The 15,274-nt window shown below is 64.6% G+C and carries 12 protein-coding genes; 7 read left to right on the top strand and 5 right to left on the bottom strand.

The features are described 5' to 3' along the window. Positions 1 to 50: 50 nt before the first annotated feature. Together H7993_RS14790 and ilvA are read right to left on the bottom strand one after the other, a co-directional pair. On the bottom strand, positions 51 to 497 hold the full coding sequence (locus H7993_RS14790; RefSeq protein ID WP_185794839.1) for a DUF2269 family protein: 447 nt from the start codon (positions 495 to 497) through the stop codon (positions 51 to 53). 171 nt (positions 498 to 668) lie between these two features. Next, a complete protein-coding gene (gene ilvA / locus H7993_RS14785; RefSeq protein ID WP_185794838.1) occupies positions 669 to 2,183 on the bottom strand; it encodes a threonine ammonia-lyase, biosynthetic in 1,515 nt (504 codons plus the stop codon). 137 nt (positions 2,184 to 2,320) lie between these two features. On the opposite strand from ilvA, the gene rpiA reads away from it, so the two are divergent. The 7 genes from rpiA (at position 2,321) to H7993_RS14750 (ending at position 9,869) form a co-directional block, all read left to right on the top strand. Further along, positions 2,321 to 2,998: a ribose-5-phosphate isomerase RpiA gene (gene rpiA, locus H7993_RS14780; protein ID WP_185794837.1), complete on the top strand. Its 678-nt coding sequence runs from the start codon at positions 2,321 to 2,323 to the stop codon at positions 2,996 to 2,998. A gap of 359 nt (positions 2,999 to 3,357) precedes the next feature. Further along, entirely contained in the window at positions 3,358 to 4,608 is a 1,251-nt protein-coding gene (locus H7993_RS14775) for an SfnB family sulfur acquisition oxidoreductase (protein ID WP_185794836.1), read from the top strand. A gap of 20 nt (positions 4,609 to 4,628) precedes the next feature. Further along, positions 4,629 to 5,834, top strand: a complete 1,206-nt coding sequence (locus H7993_RS14770) for an SfnB family sulfur acquisition oxidoreductase (RefSeq protein WP_185794835.1) — start codon at positions 4,629 to 4,631, stop codon at positions 5,832 to 5,834. Then, positions 5,834 to 7,192 (top strand): LLM class flavin-dependent oxidoreductase, encoded by a 1,359-nt coding sequence (locus tag H7993_RS14765; protein WP_185794834.1) that lies wholly within the window; start codon positions 5,834 to 5,836, stop codon positions 7,190 to 7,192. The genes H7993_RS14770 and H7993_RS14765 overlap by 1 nt, the downstream gene beginning before the upstream one ends. Positions 7,193 to 7,310: 118 nt before the next feature. Beyond that, a complete protein-coding gene (locus H7993_RS14760; protein ID WP_122480623.1) occupies positions 7,311 to 8,102 on the top strand; it encodes a MetQ/NlpA family ABC transporter substrate-binding protein in 792 nt (263 codons plus the stop codon). 2 nt (positions 8,103 to 8,104) lie between these two features. Next, positions 8,105 to 9,235 (top strand): methionine ABC transporter ATP-binding protein, encoded by a 1,131-nt coding sequence (locus tag H7993_RS14755; RefSeq protein WP_185794833.1) that lies wholly within the window; start codon positions 8,105 to 8,107, stop codon positions 9,233 to 9,235. Further along, positions 9,225 to 9,869: a methionine ABC transporter permease gene (locus H7993_RS14750; RefSeq protein WP_122480625.1), complete on the top strand. Its 645-nt coding sequence runs from the start codon at positions 9,225 to 9,227 to the stop codon at positions 9,867 to 9,869. Before H7993_RS14755 ends, H7993_RS14750 begins: the two co-directional genes overlap by 11 nt. Positions 9,870 to 10,053: 184 nt before the next feature. Here the strand turns inward: H7993_RS14750 and H7993_RS14745 are convergent, their stop codons facing one another. The 3 genes from H7993_RS14745 to H7993_RS14735 are packed head-to-tail and all read right to left on the bottom strand — an operon-like array spanning position 10,054 to position 15,256. Further along, positions 10,054 to 13,113, bottom strand: coding sequence for an efflux RND transporter permease subunit (locus H7993_RS14745; RefSeq protein ID WP_185794832.1), 3,060 nt, complete (start codon positions 13,111 to 13,113; stop codon positions 10,054 to 10,056). Beyond that, positions 13,110 to 14,180 carry an efflux RND transporter periplasmic adaptor subunit gene (locus tag H7993_RS14740; protein WP_185794831.1) on the bottom strand — a complete coding sequence of 357 codons (1,071 nt, stop codon included), beginning with the start codon at positions 14,178 to 14,180 and terminating at the stop codon, positions 13,110 to 13,112. Before H7993_RS14740 ends, H7993_RS14745 begins: the two co-directional genes overlap by 4 nt. Next, the gene (locus tag H7993_RS14735; RefSeq protein ID WP_185794830.1) at positions 14,177 to 15,256 is read right to left on the bottom strand and encodes an efflux RND transporter periplasmic adaptor subunit; all 1,080 of its coding nucleotides are present in this window, start codon (positions 15,254 to 15,256) and stop codon (positions 14,177 to 14,179) included. Before H7993_RS14735 ends, H7993_RS14740 begins: the two co-directional genes overlap by 4 nt. Between the last annotated feature and the right edge of the window lie 18 nt (positions 15,257 to 15,274).

Raw genomic sequence — 15,274 nt, 5'->3', positions numbered from 1 at the left:
GGACCAACCGTGGGAGCGGCCATCGGCCGAACAATGCCCTGCGGTTTGTCTCAGGCGGGCTTGGTCACCATCAAGCCGATGATCGACAGCAGCACCACCACTGCAACGGTCGCGATGATCAACACATTGCGGCGCTTGGCCGCGATTACGCCTTCGTTCAACCCAGTCGCGAAGCGCAGGCGGTTCACCCGGTTGATCAGCAGCAACCAGACCCCACCGCCGATCACATACAGCACCGCAGCGGTGAGAATCCAGGTTTGCCCCAAAGGCCAACCGACCCTGTGCACCAGCCACCATCCCGTGACGGGAAAGCTCACCAGGCTCAGGGCCATGACCAGCCAGGCATACACCCAGGGCCGTTGCAGGGTGCTGGCGAACGGTAGCCGGTCGCCGCCCTTCCAGCTGCGCCAGGCTCGGTAGATGACGGCCGCCACACTGCCCAGCAGCACAACAGTGGCAGCGACGTGGAATATTTTCAGAACCGCCAGGCTTTCCATGACGCGTGATCCCCGTGGGCCATTACGATGCATCATCGACAAGCGTAGCAGCCATCGAGTTCAGCGCAGCGAGACCTACCCCTGTAACAACTGGCACACCCCATCGCCCCTGTGGGAGCGGGCTCTGCCCGCGAATGGCACACCGCGGACTCAAGCCAGTGCACCGCATCACTAACCCAGGAACAACTTGTACGCCGGATTATCCGTTTCATCCCAGAACGGGTAGCCGATCTCGGCCAGCGCGCCGGCTACCAGATGGCGTTCATCCTCGGGCACCTGCAACCCAGCCACCACACGCCCATCGGCGGCGCCATGGTTGCGGTAGTGGAACATCGAGATGTTCCAGCGCCCGCCCAGCTTGTCGAGAAAGTTGAACAGTGCCCCCGGACGCTCGGGGAACTCGAAGCGCAGCACCATCTCGTCACTGACCCTGACCGCATGGCCACCGACCATATGGCGGATGTGCAGCTTGGCCAGCTCGTTGTCGGTCAGGTCCAGCACCGGGAAGCCATGCGCCTCGAGGGTCTGCAGCAGCACCGCGCGCGGGTCCCGCTCGGGATGGGTCTGCACCCCGACGAAAATGTGCGCTTCATGGCCGGTGTGGTAGCGGTAGTTGAACTCGGTGATCTGGCGTTTGCCGATGGCCTCGCAGAACGCCTTGAAGCTGCCCGGACGCTCGGGGATGGTCACCGCGATGATGGCTTCGCGGCCCTCGCCCAGCTCGGCTCGCTCGGCCACGTGGCGCAACCGATCGAAGTTGACGTTGGCACCCGAATCGATCGCCACCAGGGTCTGCCCCGACACGCCTCGGGCCTCGACGTACTTCTTGATCCCGGCGACCCCGAGCGCGCCCGCAGGCTCGGTGATGGAACGGGTGTCGTCGTAGATATCCTTGATCGCCGCGCAGATCTCGTCGGTGCTGACGGTGATCACCTCGTCCACGTGGTCCTTGCAGATCTCGAAGGTGTAGTGACCGATCTGCGCCACCGCCACGCCATCGGCGAACAGCCCGACCTGCGGCAGCACCACGCGCTCCCCAGCGTGCATGGCCTGCTGCAGGCAGTTGGAATCGTCCGGCTCGACGCCGATGATCTTGATGCCCGGCCGCAGGTATTTGACGTACGCGGCAATGCCGGCGATCAACCCGCCGCCGCCCACCGGTACGAAGATCGCATCGAGATCGCCCGGATGCTGGCGCAGGATTTCCATGGCCACGGTGCCCTGCCCGGCAATGGTGTAGGGGTCGTCGTAGGGATGGATGTACACCATGCCCTGCTCGTCCACCAGCTTGAGCGAGTGGGCCAGGGCTTCGGCAAACGAATCGCCATGCAGCACCACGATGCCGCCGCGCGAGCGCACACCTGCGATCTTGATTTCGGGGGTGGTGTTGGGCATCACGATGGTGGCCTTGATGCCCAGCTCGCGCGCCGCCAGCGCCAGGCCCTGGGCATGATTGCCGGCCGACGCGGTGACCACGCCGCATGCTGCTTCCTGCGCGGTGAGCTGCGACAGCTTGTTGTAAGCGCCGCGAATCTTGAACGAGAACACCGGCTGCAGGTCTTCGCGCTTGAGCAGAATCTTGTTGTTCAGACGCTCGGACAGCTGCCCGGCGGGCTGCAAAGGGGTTTCCACCGCGACGTCGTAGACGCGCGAGGTGAGGATCATCTTTACGTACTGTTCGAGCATGGCAGACATCACTGACGATAACGGGCGGGGCCGATGAGTCTAAGCCAACGACCACCGCAAAACCAAGGTTTTGCCCTTATAATGCGTGGCTTCGGGGCCGCAACCACTAGAGCCCCAACTGCCGCTGCGGAGCTTGCATGACCCAGGACCAACTCAAACAGGCCGTCGCCCAGGCTGCCGTGGATTTCATTCTGCCCAAGCTGGGCGAAAAGAGCGTTGTCGGTGTCGGCACCGGTTCCACCGCCAATTGCTTCATCGATGCGCTGGCCCAGCACAAGAGCGCCTTCGACGGCGCCGTGGCCAGCTCCGAGGCAACCGCTGCGCGGCTCAAGGGCCATGGCATCCCGGTGTACGAACTCAACAGCGTCGGTGACCTGGAGTTCTATGTCGACGGCGCCGATGAAAGCGACGAGCACCTGAACCTGATCAAGGGCGGCGGCGCTGCGCTGACCCGCGAGAAGATCGTCGCTGCCGTGGCCACCACCTTCATCTGCATCGCCGATGGCAGCAAGCTGGTGCCGGTGCTGGGCGAGTTTCCACTGCCGGTGGAAGTCATTCCCATGGCCCGCAGCCACGTCGCGCGCCAGTTGGTGAAGCTGGGCGGCGACCCGGTCTATCGCGAAGGCGTGGTGACCGACAACGGCAACATCATCATCGATGTGTACAACATGCAGATCACCGACCCGGTGGCGCTGGAAACGCAGATCAATGCCATCGTCGGCGTGGTCACCAACGGCCTGTTCGCCGCTCGCCCGGCCGATGTGCTGCTGCTGGGCACTGCCGAAGGCGTAAAGACCCTCACCCGCCTCGCCTGACCTTCTATTGTGGGAGCGGGACGGGCGGCGAGCCCTCTGCCCGCGAAAAACACACTGCGGTGTACCTAATACACCGCAGCGCCCCCTTCGCGGCCACGGACCGCTCCTATGGGAATCACCGGATGCCCCCCCGTAGGAGCGGTCATCGGCCGCGAAAAACACACTGCGGTGTACCTGGTATACCGCAGAGGCTGCTACCACAAGGGTCACTATACGGCTCCAAGGAAAAACCCATCTATCCATATTCCCAATCGTTAGTTCATTTAGATTTAACAAACGATTAGGGTATATACACCGGACCACCGGACCTGCGTACACCCAAGCAAGGCGACATACGCCGTGCATGACGTGAGGACGGTATGGTCACCCACTCGATTTCCCGCGAACACTCCCAAACCTTGCCGGCCGACGACGGCCCGGCGCTCGTGCCCGCGCAGATACTGCGCAATGACCTCGACGCGCTCGACGCCGCGCGAGCCCTCGCCGCCAGCGCCCGTACTCATGCGGCCCGGCGCGACCAGCACCGCGAACTGCCCTGGCAACTGATCGAGCAATTCACCGCGAGCGGCCTGGGCAGTATCACCGTACCACGTGCCTTCGGCGGCCCGGACGTCAGTTTCGAAACCCTGGCCGAGGTGTTCCGTCTGATCAGCGCCGCCGATCCGGCCCTGGGGCAGATTCCGCAAAACCATTTCGGCATCCTGCAGATGCTTCGCGGCACTGCCACCGCGCAACAGCAGCAGACGCTGTTCAGCGCCGTGCTGCAAGGCGCGCGCATCGGCAATGGCGGCCCTGAACGCGGCACCCGCAACACGCTGGAGATCAAGACTCGCATCGTCCGCGACGGTGACGACTGGCAGATCAGCGGACAAAAGTTCTACTCCACCGGCGCGCTGTTCGCCCACTGGGTGGCGGTCAAGGCCGTGGATGAGCACCAGCGCCTGGTCATGGCCTTCGTGCGGCGCGGCACACCCGGCCTGCAAATCATCGACGACTGGTCCGGCTTCGGCCAGCGCACCACCGCCAGCGGCACCGTGGTGCTGGGACACGTGCAGGTGCCCGACACCCATGTCGTGGAGATCTGGCGCCAGGCGCAACAACCGAACATTCAGGGCGCCGTATCGCAACTGATGCAAGCGGCCATCGACGCCGGCATTGCCGCGGCGGCCATCGACGACACCATCGCCTTCGTCCGCGAGAAATCCCGCCCGTGGATCGACGCCGGGGTCGAGCGCGCCAGCGACGACCCTTTCGTGATCGCCGATATCGGTCGCCTGAAGCTGGAGCTGCACGCGGCCCAGGCACTGCTGCGCAAGGCCGCGCGCGTGCTCGACCAGACTCGCCACGCGCCCGTGGACGCCACCTTGGCAGGCCAGGCGTCGATCGCCGTGGCCGAGGCCAAGGTGATCACCACCGAAATCGCCCTGCACGCCAGCGAAAAGCTCTTCGAGCTGGCCGGCAGCCGCGCCAGCCTCGCCGAGTTCAACCTCGACCGTCACTGGCGCAATGCCCGCGTGCACACCCTGCACGATCCCGTGCGCTGGAAATACCACGCTATCGGCGCCTACCACCTGAACGGCAGCCTGCCTGCGCGCCATTCCTGGATTTGACCAGACCGCTGGAGATCAGCATGAGCTCATTGCCCCACCCCCTCGACGGCGTCGCATTGATCGCCAACGACCAACAGGCCCTGGACGTTGCCCGCCAACTGGCTCCCCTGTTGCAACGCGACAGCGCCCTGCGCGACCGCGAACGGCTGCTGCCCCATGGCGAACTGACGCTGTTCTCGCGCTCTGGCCTGGGCGGCATCAGCGTGCCCAAGGCATTCGGCGGAGCGGCTGTGTCCAACGTCACCCTGGCCCAGGTCATTGCCTTGCTGGCCGCCGCCGACGGCTCGCTGGGCCAGATCCCACAGAATCATTTCTATGCCCTGGAAGTGCTGCGCATCAACGGCAGCGCGGCGCAGCAAAAGCGCCTGTACGCCGACGTGCTGGCAGGCCAGCGGCTGGGTAACGCCCTGGCGGAACTGGGCACGCGAACCGCCCATGACCGCACCACGCGCCTGACCCGCGACGGCGACGGTTTGCGCATCAATGGTCGCAAGTTCTACGCCACCGGCGCGCTGTATGCCCAGTGCATTCCTACCTCGGTGGTCGATGAACAGGGCGTGCAACAACTGGCTTTCGTACCCGCCGACAGTGCCGGTGTACAGGTCATCGACGATTGGAGCGGCTTCGGCCAGCGCACCACGGGCAGCGGCTCGGTGGTGTTCGACAATGTCTGGGTCAGCGCCGACGCCATCGTGCCGTTTCAAAGCGCGTTCGAACGGCCCACCACGGTCGGCCCGTTCGCGCAGATCCTGCATGCCGCGATCGACACCGGCATTGCCCGCGGGGCGTTCGAGGACGCCTTGCAGTTCGTCCGCATCCGCACTCGGCCATGGATCGACGCCACCAGCGACAAAGCCGTGGAAGACCCGCTGTCACTCAAGAGCTTCGGTCATCTGGCAGTCCGTCTGCATGCCGCCGAAGCCCTGCTCGAGCGTGCCGGCGAGGTGCTCGACAAGGCGCAGGCCGAGCCCAGCGCGGAAAACGTCGGCGCCGCCTCGATTGCCGTGGCCGAGGCTCGGGCGCTGAGCACCGAAATCTCCCTGGCCGCCGGCAGCACCCTGTTCGAGCTGGCGGGCAGCCAGGCCACCCTGGCCGAGCACGGCCTCGACCGGCATTGGCGCAACGCCCGCGTACACACCCTGCACGACCCAGTGCGCTGGAAGTACCACGTCATCGGCAACTACTACCTCAACAACCAGCTGCCACCACGCCGGGGGACGATCTGATGAGCAAGAAACAGATCCTGCTCAACGCCTTCAACATGAACTGCGTGGGCCACATCAACCACGGCCTGTGGATCCATCCGCGCGATACCTCCAGCCAGTACAAGACCCTGGAGTACTGGACCGAACTGGCCCAGTTGCTGGAGCGCGGCCTGTTCGACGGCCTGTTCATCGCCGACATCGTCGGGGTCTACGACATCTATCAGGACTCGGTCGACGTGACGCTCAAGGAGTCGATCCAGCTGCCGGTCAACGACCCGTTGCTGCTGGTCTCAGCCATGGCCGCGGTTACCCGCCACCTGGGTTTCGGCCTGACCGCCAACCTCACCTACGAGGCGCCGTACCTGTTCGCCCGGCGCCTGTCCACGCTCGATCACCTGACCCGTGGCCGGGTGGGCTGGAACATCGTCACCGGGTACCTGGACAGCGCCGCCAAGGCCATGGGCCTGACCCACCAGGTGGAGCACGACCGTCGCTACGATCAGGCCGACGAATACCTGCAGGTGCTGTACAAACTCTGGGAAGGCAGCTGGGAAGACGATGCCGTGATCGAGGACCGCGAACGGCGCATCTACGCCCAGCCGGAAAAGGTCCACAAGGTAGAGCATGAAGGCGAGTTCTACCGCGTCCAGGGTTACCACCTGTGCGAACCCTCACCGCAGCGCACGCCGCTATTGTTCCAGGCGGGCAGTTCGGCACGCGGCCTGCAGTTCGCCGGTCAGCACGCCGAGTGCGTGTTCATCAGCGGGCAGAACAAGCAGGCCACCCGCGAGCAGGTGGACAAGGTCCGCAACGCCGCCCGCACGGCCGGTCGCGACCCGCAGGCGGTGAAGGTCTTCATGGGCCTGACGGTCATCGTCGCCGCCACCGAGGCGCAGGCCCGGGCCAAGCATGACGAATACCGCAGCTACGCCAGCGCCGAGGCCGGTGTCGCCCACTTCGCCGCCTCCACGGCAATCGACTTCGCCCGCTACGAACTCGACGAGCCCATTGAGTACGTCAAGGGCAATGCCATCGAGTCGGCCACCAAGACCTTGCAGAACAACGACTGGACCCGGCGCAAGCTGCTCGATCAGCACGCCTTGGGCGGGCGCTACATCACCTTGGTCGGTGACCCGGAACAGGTCGCCGACGACCTTGAAGCCTGGATCGCCGAGACCGGCCTGGACGGTTTCAACCTGACCCGCACGGTGACCCCGGAAAGCTACGCCGACTTCATCGACCTGGTGATTCCCGTGCTGCAGGCACGCGGTTCGTACAAGACCGCCTATGCCCAGGGCACGCTGCGCGAAAAGGTCTTCGGCCAGGGCCCGGGGCTGCCTGAAGGGCATGCTGGCTTCAGTTACAAGCGCGGTGCCTGATCGGGCCTCTTCGCGGGCAGCCCGCTTCCACAATCAACGAGCGCACGCTCATGTGGGAGCGGGTTCTACCCGCGAAGAGGCCACCCCAAACAACACAAGAAATCACTGGAAACCCAACATGCTCAAACCCACCTTGCTCCTCGCCCTCACCCTCCTCGCCGGCCTGGCCCATGCCGCCGATGACAAGCCGCTGATCGTCGGTACCACCGCCGCCTTCGCCATTCCCCTGGAAAGCGCCGTGGAGGAAGCCAAGAAACAGGGCCTGCCCGTCAAGCTGGTGGAATTCACCGACTGGATCGCACCCAACGTCAGCCTGGCCGCCGGCGACATCGACGTGAACTACTTCCAGCACATGCCGTTCCTGGAAAACGCCAATACCCAGGCTGGCACCGATCTGGTGCCGTATGCGCCGGGCATCATCAACAACGTCGGCCTGTATGCCAAACGCTACAAAAGCTTCGACGAACTGCCCAAGGGCGCGACCGTCGCCATTGCCAATGACCCGATCAACAGCGGCCGAGGCCTGCAACTGCTGGCCAAGGCTGGCTTGATCACCCTCAAGCCGGGGGTTGGCTACAAGGCCACCGAAGAGGACATTCTCACCAACCCCAAAAACCTGAAGATTCTCCAGGTCGAGGCGGTGCAGTTGGTGCGCGCCTACGATGACGCCGACCTGGTGCAGGGCTACCCGGCCTACATTCGCCTGTCCAAGACCTTCGATGCAGGCTCGGCGCTGCTGTTCGATGGTCTGGATCATCCTGAATACGTCATCCAGTTCGTGATCAAGCCCGAGCGCAAGGACGATCCGCGGCTGGCCAAGTTCATCGACATCTACCAGCATTCGCCGGTGGTGCGCGCCTCGCTCGACAAGGTCAACGGCAAACTCTACCAAGTCGGCTGGAAGGAGTGAGCATGCCCACCACCAATGTGCAACGCAGGCTGGCCGCTACCGCCGGCATTGCCCGGCCTGCCGAGCCGCTGGAACTGTATCCACAACTGGCCAATGCGCTGGTGCGTTTCATCGGCGTCGGCAAGACCTATGAGGGCGCCCAGGGCCCCGTGCAGGCGCTGCAGGGCATCGACCTGACCATCGAGCGTGGCGAAGTGTTCGGCATCATCGGCCGCAGCGGCGCTGGCAAGTCGTCGCTGATCCGCACCATCAACCGGCTTGAGCAGCCCAGCAGCGGGCGCGTGCTGGTCGATCAGGTGGACATCGGCGAGTTCGACGAGGACCGCCTGGTGGCCCTGCGACGGCGCATCGGCATGATCTTTCAGCACTTCAACCTGATGTCGGCGAAAACCGTGTGGCAGAACGTCGAGTTGCCACTCAAGGTCGCCGGTGTGCCCCAGGCCGAGCGCTGGCGCAAGGTCGGTGAACTGCTCGAACTGGTTGGCCTGCAAGGCAAGCGCGACGCCTATCCGGCGCAGTTGTCCGGCGGGCAGAAGCAGCGTGTCGGCATCGCCCGGGCGCTGGTGCACGACCCGCAGATTCTGCTCTGCGACGAAGCCACCTCGGCGCTGGACCCGGAGACTACCGAGTCGATTCTCGCCCTGTTGCGCGATATCAACCAGCGGCTGGGGCTGACGGTCATCCTGATCACCCACGAAATGGCCGTTATCCGCGCCATCTGCGACCGCGTGGTGGTGCTCGAAGGCGGCCAGGTGGTTGAGCAGGGCCCGGTGTGGCAGGTGTTCGGCAACCCCCAGCATGAGGTCAGTCGGACCTTGCTGGCCCCGCTGCAACACGGCCTGCCCGAGGAACTGCGCGCCCGTCTGCGCAGCACGCCTTCAACGCCTGGCGCAGCGCTGGTACTGCGACTGCGCGTGACCGGGGCACAGGCCGGCGAGGCGGACCTGTCGTCGTTGTTCAACCTGCTGGGTGGCCAGGTCAGCCTGCTGCAGGGCGGTATCGAACGGATTCAAGGTCGCGCACTGGGCAATCTGGTCGTGGCGGTAAGCAATTCGCCCCACGACCGCGAGCATCTGCTGCAACGCGCCGGGCAATGGGCACAACGAGTAGAGGAGCTGGGCTATGTGGTTTGATCGTCTGTTGCAAGGCGCCCTGGACACCTTGCTGATGGTGGGCGTTTCCTCGTTGATCGCGCTGCCCGTGGGCGTGGTGATGGCCGTGGTGCTGGTCACCAGCGACCGTGGCGGTATCTACCAGGCACCCGCGCTGAACCGCGTGCTGGGCGCGTTCGTCAACCTGTTCAGGTCGGTGCCGTTTCTCATTCTGATGGTGGCGCTGATCCCGTTCACCCGGTTGATCGTCGGTACCACCTATGGCGTGTGGGCGGCCGTGGTGCCGTTGACCATCGCTGCGACGCCGTTCTTTGCGCGCATTGCCGAGGTCAGCCTGCGCGAGGTCGACCATGGCCTGGTCGAAGCCGCGCAAGCCATGGGCTGCCGACGCTGGCACATCGTCTGGCACGTGCTGCTGCCCGAAGCGCGACCGGGCATCGTGGCCGGCTTTACCATCACCGTGGTGACCATGATCAATTCATCGGCGATGGCTGGTGCGATCGGTGCCGGCGGGCTGGGCGACATCGCCTACCGCTATGGCTACCAGCGATTCGACAGCCAGATCATGCTCACGGTCATCGTGTTGCTGGTGGCCCTGGTGACCCTGATCCAGTTCGGCGGCGACCGATTGGCGCGGGTGCTCAACAAGCGCTAGTCGCGGAACCGAGATGCGCCCTTCGCGGCCGCTGACCGCTCCTACGGGGGGTTCGTGGCGGGCCTTCGCGGCCAACGACCGCTCCTACAGGGGATAATGTCCTGCGTAGGAGCGGTCCGTGGCCGCGAACGCCACGCTGCGGTATCTCAGACGGAGCACCCTACTTTCTTTTGCCCAACCTGAATCAAGCCTCCTTCCCCTCGCGCTCGTCTTCCTTGATCCGGTACCAGGCCACATACAGCGCCGGCAGGAACAACAGGGTGAGCAAGGTCGCCACCACGATCCCGCCGATCATCGCGTAGGCCATCGGGCCCCAGAACACCTCGCGGGCGATCGGGATCATGCCCAGACTGGCGGCTGCCGCCGTGAGCAGGATCGGCCGGCGTCGATGCTCGGTTGCCTCCAGCACGGCATCCCAAGGCTTGTAGCCATCGCGTTCATAGGCGTCGATCTGGGTCACCAGAATCACCGAGTTGCGGATGATGATGCCGATCAGCGCCAGTATCCCGAGAATCGCCACGAAGCCCATGGGCGTTCCGGTCGGCACCAGCGCCAACACCACACCGATGATGCCCAGCGGCGCCACACTGGCCACCAGGAACATCTTCTGCACACTGTGCAGCTGGATCATCAGGAAGGTCGCCATGAGGAACAGCATCAACGGCACCACCTTGGCGATGGGTCCCTGCGCCTTGCCGCTTTCCTCGACCGTACCACCGGTGGCCACCTTGTAACCCACCGGCAGGCCTTCGGCGAATTTCTCGATCTCGGGCTTCAGCTGGGCCACCAGATCGGTCGGCTGGATATCGTCGCTGACCGCCGCCTTCAAGGTGATGGTCGGCAAGCGATCACGCCGCCACACCAGCGGCTGCTCCAGCTCGTAGCGCACGGTGGCGAAGGCCAGCAGCGGAATCGAGGTGCCGCTGGGCGTGACGATCTGCAGGTTCTGCAAGGTTTCCGGCGAACCGCGCTCGGCGTCGTTGGCACGGCCGACCACGTTGACCAGATAGATATCGTCATTGACCTGGGTCACCGCCGAGCCGCTGACGATGGTGTTCATCAGCTTGGCCACGTCTTCGGACGACAGGCCCAACTGCCGCGCCTTGTCCTGGGCGATGTCGATGCGCAGCACTTTGCCCGGCTCGTTCCAGTCGTAGATCATCTCGCCGACGTGCGCGTTCTGGTCCAGCAGCGTGGCCAGCTCGATGGCGTGCTTGCGCACCTGGTCGATGTCCTTGCCGCTGACCCGATACTGGATCGGCCGGCCTACCGGCGGCCCCATTTCCAACGCCTGGACGTAGGTGCCGATGCCGACGAAGTCTTCGCGCAGGCGCTTCTTCAAGCGCTCGGTCAGCGCGCCACGCTGCTCCAGGCCTTTGCTGACGATCACCAACTGGGCGTAGTAAGGGTTCTCCAACTGCTGGTCAAGCGGCAGATAGAAACGGATCGCGCCCTGACCGATGTAAGTGCTCCAGCGCGCGATGTCCGGATCATCCTTGAGCGTGGCTTCGAGGCGGTCGACCGCCTTGCGCGTCTCGTTGATCGAAGCGTTCTGCGGCAGGTTGAGGTCCACCAGGATTTCCGGGCGGTCGGACGAGGGGAAGAACTGGTTCTGCACGAAACGCATGCAGAACAGCGCCGCAGCGAACAGCAGCAACGTGCCGATGATCGTCAGCCAACGGTGGCGCATGCAGCCCAGCAGACCACTGTGGAACCAGCGCGCGACACGCCCCGGCTGCTCCGGCTTGGGTTTGACGTTCTTGCTCAGGATGTGCACGCCGATGACCGGTGCGAACAGCACCGCCACCACCCAGGACACCAGCATGGCCACCGCGATAACGGCAAACAGGGTGAAGGTGTACTCACCGGCCGAGCTGGCGTTCAAGCCGATCGGTACGAAGCCGGCCACTGTGACCAAAGTGCCCGTGAGCATCGGGAATGCGGTAGAGGTGTAAGCGAAGGTAGCCGCCTCCTCCTTGCTGTCGCCCGCTTCCAGGCGAGTGACCATCATTTCCACGGTGATCATTGCATCGTCCACCAGCAGGCCCAGGGCGATGATCAACGCCCCCAGGGAAATACGCTGCATGGTGATGCCGCTGTACTCCATGAACACGAAGACCATGGCCAGCACCAGCGGAATCGAGCAGGCCACCACCAGGCCAGCGCGCACGCCCAGGCTGATGAAGCTGACGATCAGCACGATGACCACAGCCTCGAACAACGCGCTGGTGAACCCGCCGACGGCCTTCTCGACCACCTCGGCCTGGTCCGAAACCTTGTGCACGCCCACGCCCACCGGCAACTGCGCGGTCAACGCGTTCATGCGCGCATGCAGCGCGGTACCGAATTCCTGAATGTTGCCGCCGTCTTTCATGGCGATGGCCAGGCCGATGGCGGGCTGGCCGTTGTAGCGGAACATCGGCGCGGCCGGGTCTTTGTAGCCACGTTCGATGTCGGCGATATCGGTCAGCCGGTAGAAGCGGTCGTTGAGCCTGAGGTTGACCGTTTCCAGGTCTTTTTCCGACTTGAACTGGCCCGAGGTGCGCACCGAGATGCGTTCCGGCCCAGCCTCGATCACGCCCGCCGGCGTCACCGCATTCTGTGCCTGCAGCGCGCCGACCACCTGTTGCTGGTCCAGGCCCAGCGCGGCCAGTTTGCGCGTGGAAAAATTCAGGTAGATCACTTCGTCCTGCTGGCCCACCAACTGAACCTTGCCCAGGTTGTCGACCTGACGGATCTCGGCGCGCACCTGCTCCACGTAGTCGCGCAGCTGCCGCATGCTCAGGCCGTCGGCAGTGAAGGCGTAGATGGAGCCGAACACGTCACCGAATTCATCGTTGAACGAAGGCCCCTGCAGGCCCTGGGGAAAAGTGCCGCGAATGTCGTCGACCTTCTTGCGCACCTGGTACCAGATCTGCGGAATCGCCTTGGCGCTGGTGGTGTCACGCAGATACACGAACACCGTCGACTCGCCAGGCCGCGTGTAGCTTTTCACGTAGTCCAGGGAGTCCAGCTCTTCGAGCTTCTTTTCGATGCGGTCGGTGACCTGCTTGAGCGTTTCATCCTGGGTCGCGCCCGGCCAGCGGCTCTGGATGACCATGGTCTTGATGGCGAACGCCGGGTCTTCTTCACGGCCCAGGTTGAAATAGGAAAACACGCCCATCAGCAGGCCGACGAACATCAGGTACCAGACGAAGGACTGGTGCTTGAGCGCCCAGTCGGACAGGTTGAAACTTCCCTTCATTGCCGGCTCGCCTCGTCCAGTTTGATTTTCTGCCCGGGTTTCAGGCTGTTGACGCCAGCGCTGACCACGCGCTCACCCGCCTGCACACCGCTGCCCAGCACTACGACGCCACGGTCGCGGCTGAGCACGGTGACCGGGCGCGGGTTGACGGTCTTGTTCTGGACGTCCACCAGCCACACCTGGGTCTTGCCATCGACTTCCTGCACTGCGGTCTCCGGCAATTCCAGGCGCTGCGCGATGCTTGAACTCAAGGTCACGCTGATCGCCGTGCCCAGGCGCAGGCCGGCGGGGCTTTCGCGCAGGGTCAGGCGTGCGCGCCGGGTGCGCGTGGCACTGTCGGGCCGCGGCTCCAGCTCACGCAGGGTGCCAGTGGTGGCAACGCTCGGGTCGAGCTGGGACTGCACACGAAACTCCACGCCCTCGGGCAGGGTTTCGGCAAGCCCGGCGGGCAGATCGATGACAGCCTCCTTGATATCGGGACGGGCCAATACCACCACCTCTTCACCGGCGCTCACCACTTGCCCGACTTCCACTTTCCATTGATTGACCACGGCGGCGTGGTCGGCGCGCAGCTCGCTATAGCCCAGTTGATCCCTGGCTTGGCTGACGGCGGCCTTGGCCTGGTCGAGCGAGGCCTGGGCGGTCTTCAGGTCGGTCTGGGCGATGTCCAGGCCAGCCTGCGCACCGACGCCACGGTCGAACAACTCCTGCTGGCGGCGAGCATTGGCCTGGGCATTGATGAACTCCGCCTGCACGCGGGCCAGATCACCCTGGCTCGAGCGCAACTGGTTCTGCTGGTCGGTCGGATCGAGGGTGGCCAGCAGCTGGTTCTTCTCCACCTGGCTGCCGACATCCACCGCACGCCGGGCGATACGCCCCGATACGCGAAAGCCCAACGTGCTTTCGTAGCGCGCCTGGATATTGCCCGCGAAGCGACCCAGGCTCTGCTGGTCCAGGCCCTTGACCTCGACCGACAGCACCGGGCGGATCGGCTCGGGAGCTTGCTCTTCCTTCGAACAGCCTGCCAGCAACAGCACGGCCGCAGACAACGCGATCACCGCCTTCATGGCTGGCGCTCCTCGGCAATTTCCACCTGCATGTCCGGGTGCAGCAACTGCCCGCCGGCGACGACCACGCGGTCGCCGTTCTTCAAGCCATCGGCGATCACCACCTTGCCGGTCAGGTAACGGCCCACGTCGACCTTGCGCAGATTGACCTTGTCGCCTTCCCCCACCACCCACACGGCAGGCTCGGCGATGTCCTTGGTCAACGCCGACCAGGGCAGCTCGACGCTGGTCTTGCCCGGACCGTTGAGCGATGCGTTGACCACCGAGCCGAGGTCCATGCCCTTGGGCAGGCCTTGCAGGGCGATCTTCACGCGCACCGTACCGGTCTGCGCGGACACCGCTGGGGTGACTTCGCGCACGGTGCCGGTGGTCTTGATCGCCGGCTCGTCGAGCAGGCTGACGGTGATCGGCTGCTGGCCGGCCGGTTGGGCAAACAGCGACTCGTACACGTCGAATACCGCATCGCGGTCGCCATCGCGGGCCAGGCCGAAGATCGGCGCAGTGGCCTGTACCACCTGGCCAACCTCTGCCTGGCGGGCAGTGATCACGCCTGGGGCGTCGGCCACCAGGTCGGTGTAGCTCAATTGTTCACGGGCATTGGCCAACTGGGCGCTCGCCGCCGTCAACGAACTCTGCGCACCGCGCAGCGCCGCCTGGGCCGAGTCGTATTCACTCTGGCTGGTGTAGCCCTTGGGCAGCAGCTTCTGCTGGCGCACGAAGGCCGCCGATGTCTGTTTCACACGTGCCTGTTCGGCGGCCACTGCAGCCTTGGCCGAATCGACGTTGGTCTGCAGGTCCTTGGGGTCCAGGCGCGCCAGCACCTGCCGTGCGCTGACATGATCGCCCACGTCCACCAACCGCTGGATGATCTTGCCACCGACGCGGAACGACAACTGGGTCTGGATGCGCGCCTGCACATCGCCGGTGAGATTGACCGCAGCGGCGAACTCGCCGCTCTGTACATTCTCCACGCGCACGCGCGGATGCGTCGGCTCGATGGGCTTGTCTTCACCACACCCCGCCAGCGCAACCAACAAAAGGGAAACCCCTACAACCTTCCAACGAGGACCAGCCATGCAGGCTCCTTTGCGTGC

The sequence above is a fragment of the Pseudomonas baltica genome, from assembly GCF_014235765.1.
GTDB classification, from domain to species: domain Bacteria; phylum Pseudomonadota; class Gammaproteobacteria; order Pseudomonadales; family Pseudomonadaceae; genus Aquipseudomonas; species Aquipseudomonas baltica.
Note: the sequence above shows the minus strand (reverse complement) of the source record. Positions and strands in the feature narration are given on the sequence as shown.

What these genes read in the sequence shown, in the direction of transcription:
- H7993_RS14790 (WP_185794839.1), bottom strand. Translation starts at nt 497, where the DNA reads ATGGAAAGCCTGGCGGTTCTGAAAATATTCCACGTCGCTGCCACTGTT.
- ilvA (WP_185794838.1), bottom strand. Translation starts at nt 2,183, where the DNA reads ATGCTCGAACAGTACGTAAAGATGATCCTCACCTCGCGCGTCTACGAC.
- rpiA (WP_185794837.1), top strand. Translation starts at nt 2,321, where the DNA reads ATGACCCAGGACCAACTCAAACAGGCCGTCGCCCAGGCTGCCGTGGAT.
- H7993_RS14775 (WP_185794836.1), top strand. Translation starts at nt 3,358, where the DNA reads ATGGTCACCCACTCGATTTCCCGCGAACACTCCCAAACCTTGCCGGCC.
- H7993_RS14770 (WP_185794835.1), top strand. Translation starts at nt 4,629, where the DNA reads ATGAGCTCATTGCCCCACCCCCTCGACGGCGTCGCATTGATCGCCAAC.
- H7993_RS14765 (WP_185794834.1), top strand. Translation starts at nt 5,834, where the DNA reads ATGAGCAAGAAACAGATCCTGCTCAACGCCTTCAACATGAACTGCGTG.
- H7993_RS14760 (WP_122480623.1), top strand. Translation starts at nt 7,311, where the DNA reads ATGCTCAAACCCACCTTGCTCCTCGCCCTCACCCTCCTCGCCGGCCTG.
- H7993_RS14755 (WP_185794833.1), top strand. Translation starts at nt 8,105, where the DNA reads ATGCCCACCACCAATGTGCAACGCAGGCTGGCCGCTACCGCCGGCATT.
- H7993_RS14750 (WP_122480625.1), top strand. Translation starts at nt 9,225, where the DNA reads ATGTGGTTTGATCGTCTGTTGCAAGGCGCCCTGGACACCTTGCTGATG.
- H7993_RS14745 (WP_185794832.1), bottom strand. Translation starts at nt 13,113, where the DNA reads ATGAAGGGAAGTTTCAACCTGTCCGACTGGGCGCTCAAGCACCAGTCC.
- H7993_RS14740 (WP_185794831.1), bottom strand. Translation starts at nt 14,180, where the DNA reads ATGAAGGCGGTGATCGCGTTGTCTGCGGCCGTGCTGTTGCTGGCAGGC.
- H7993_RS14735 (WP_185794830.1), bottom strand. Translation starts at nt 15,256, where the DNA reads ATGGCTGGTCCTCGTTGGAAGGTTGTAGGGGTTTCCCTTTTGTTGGTT.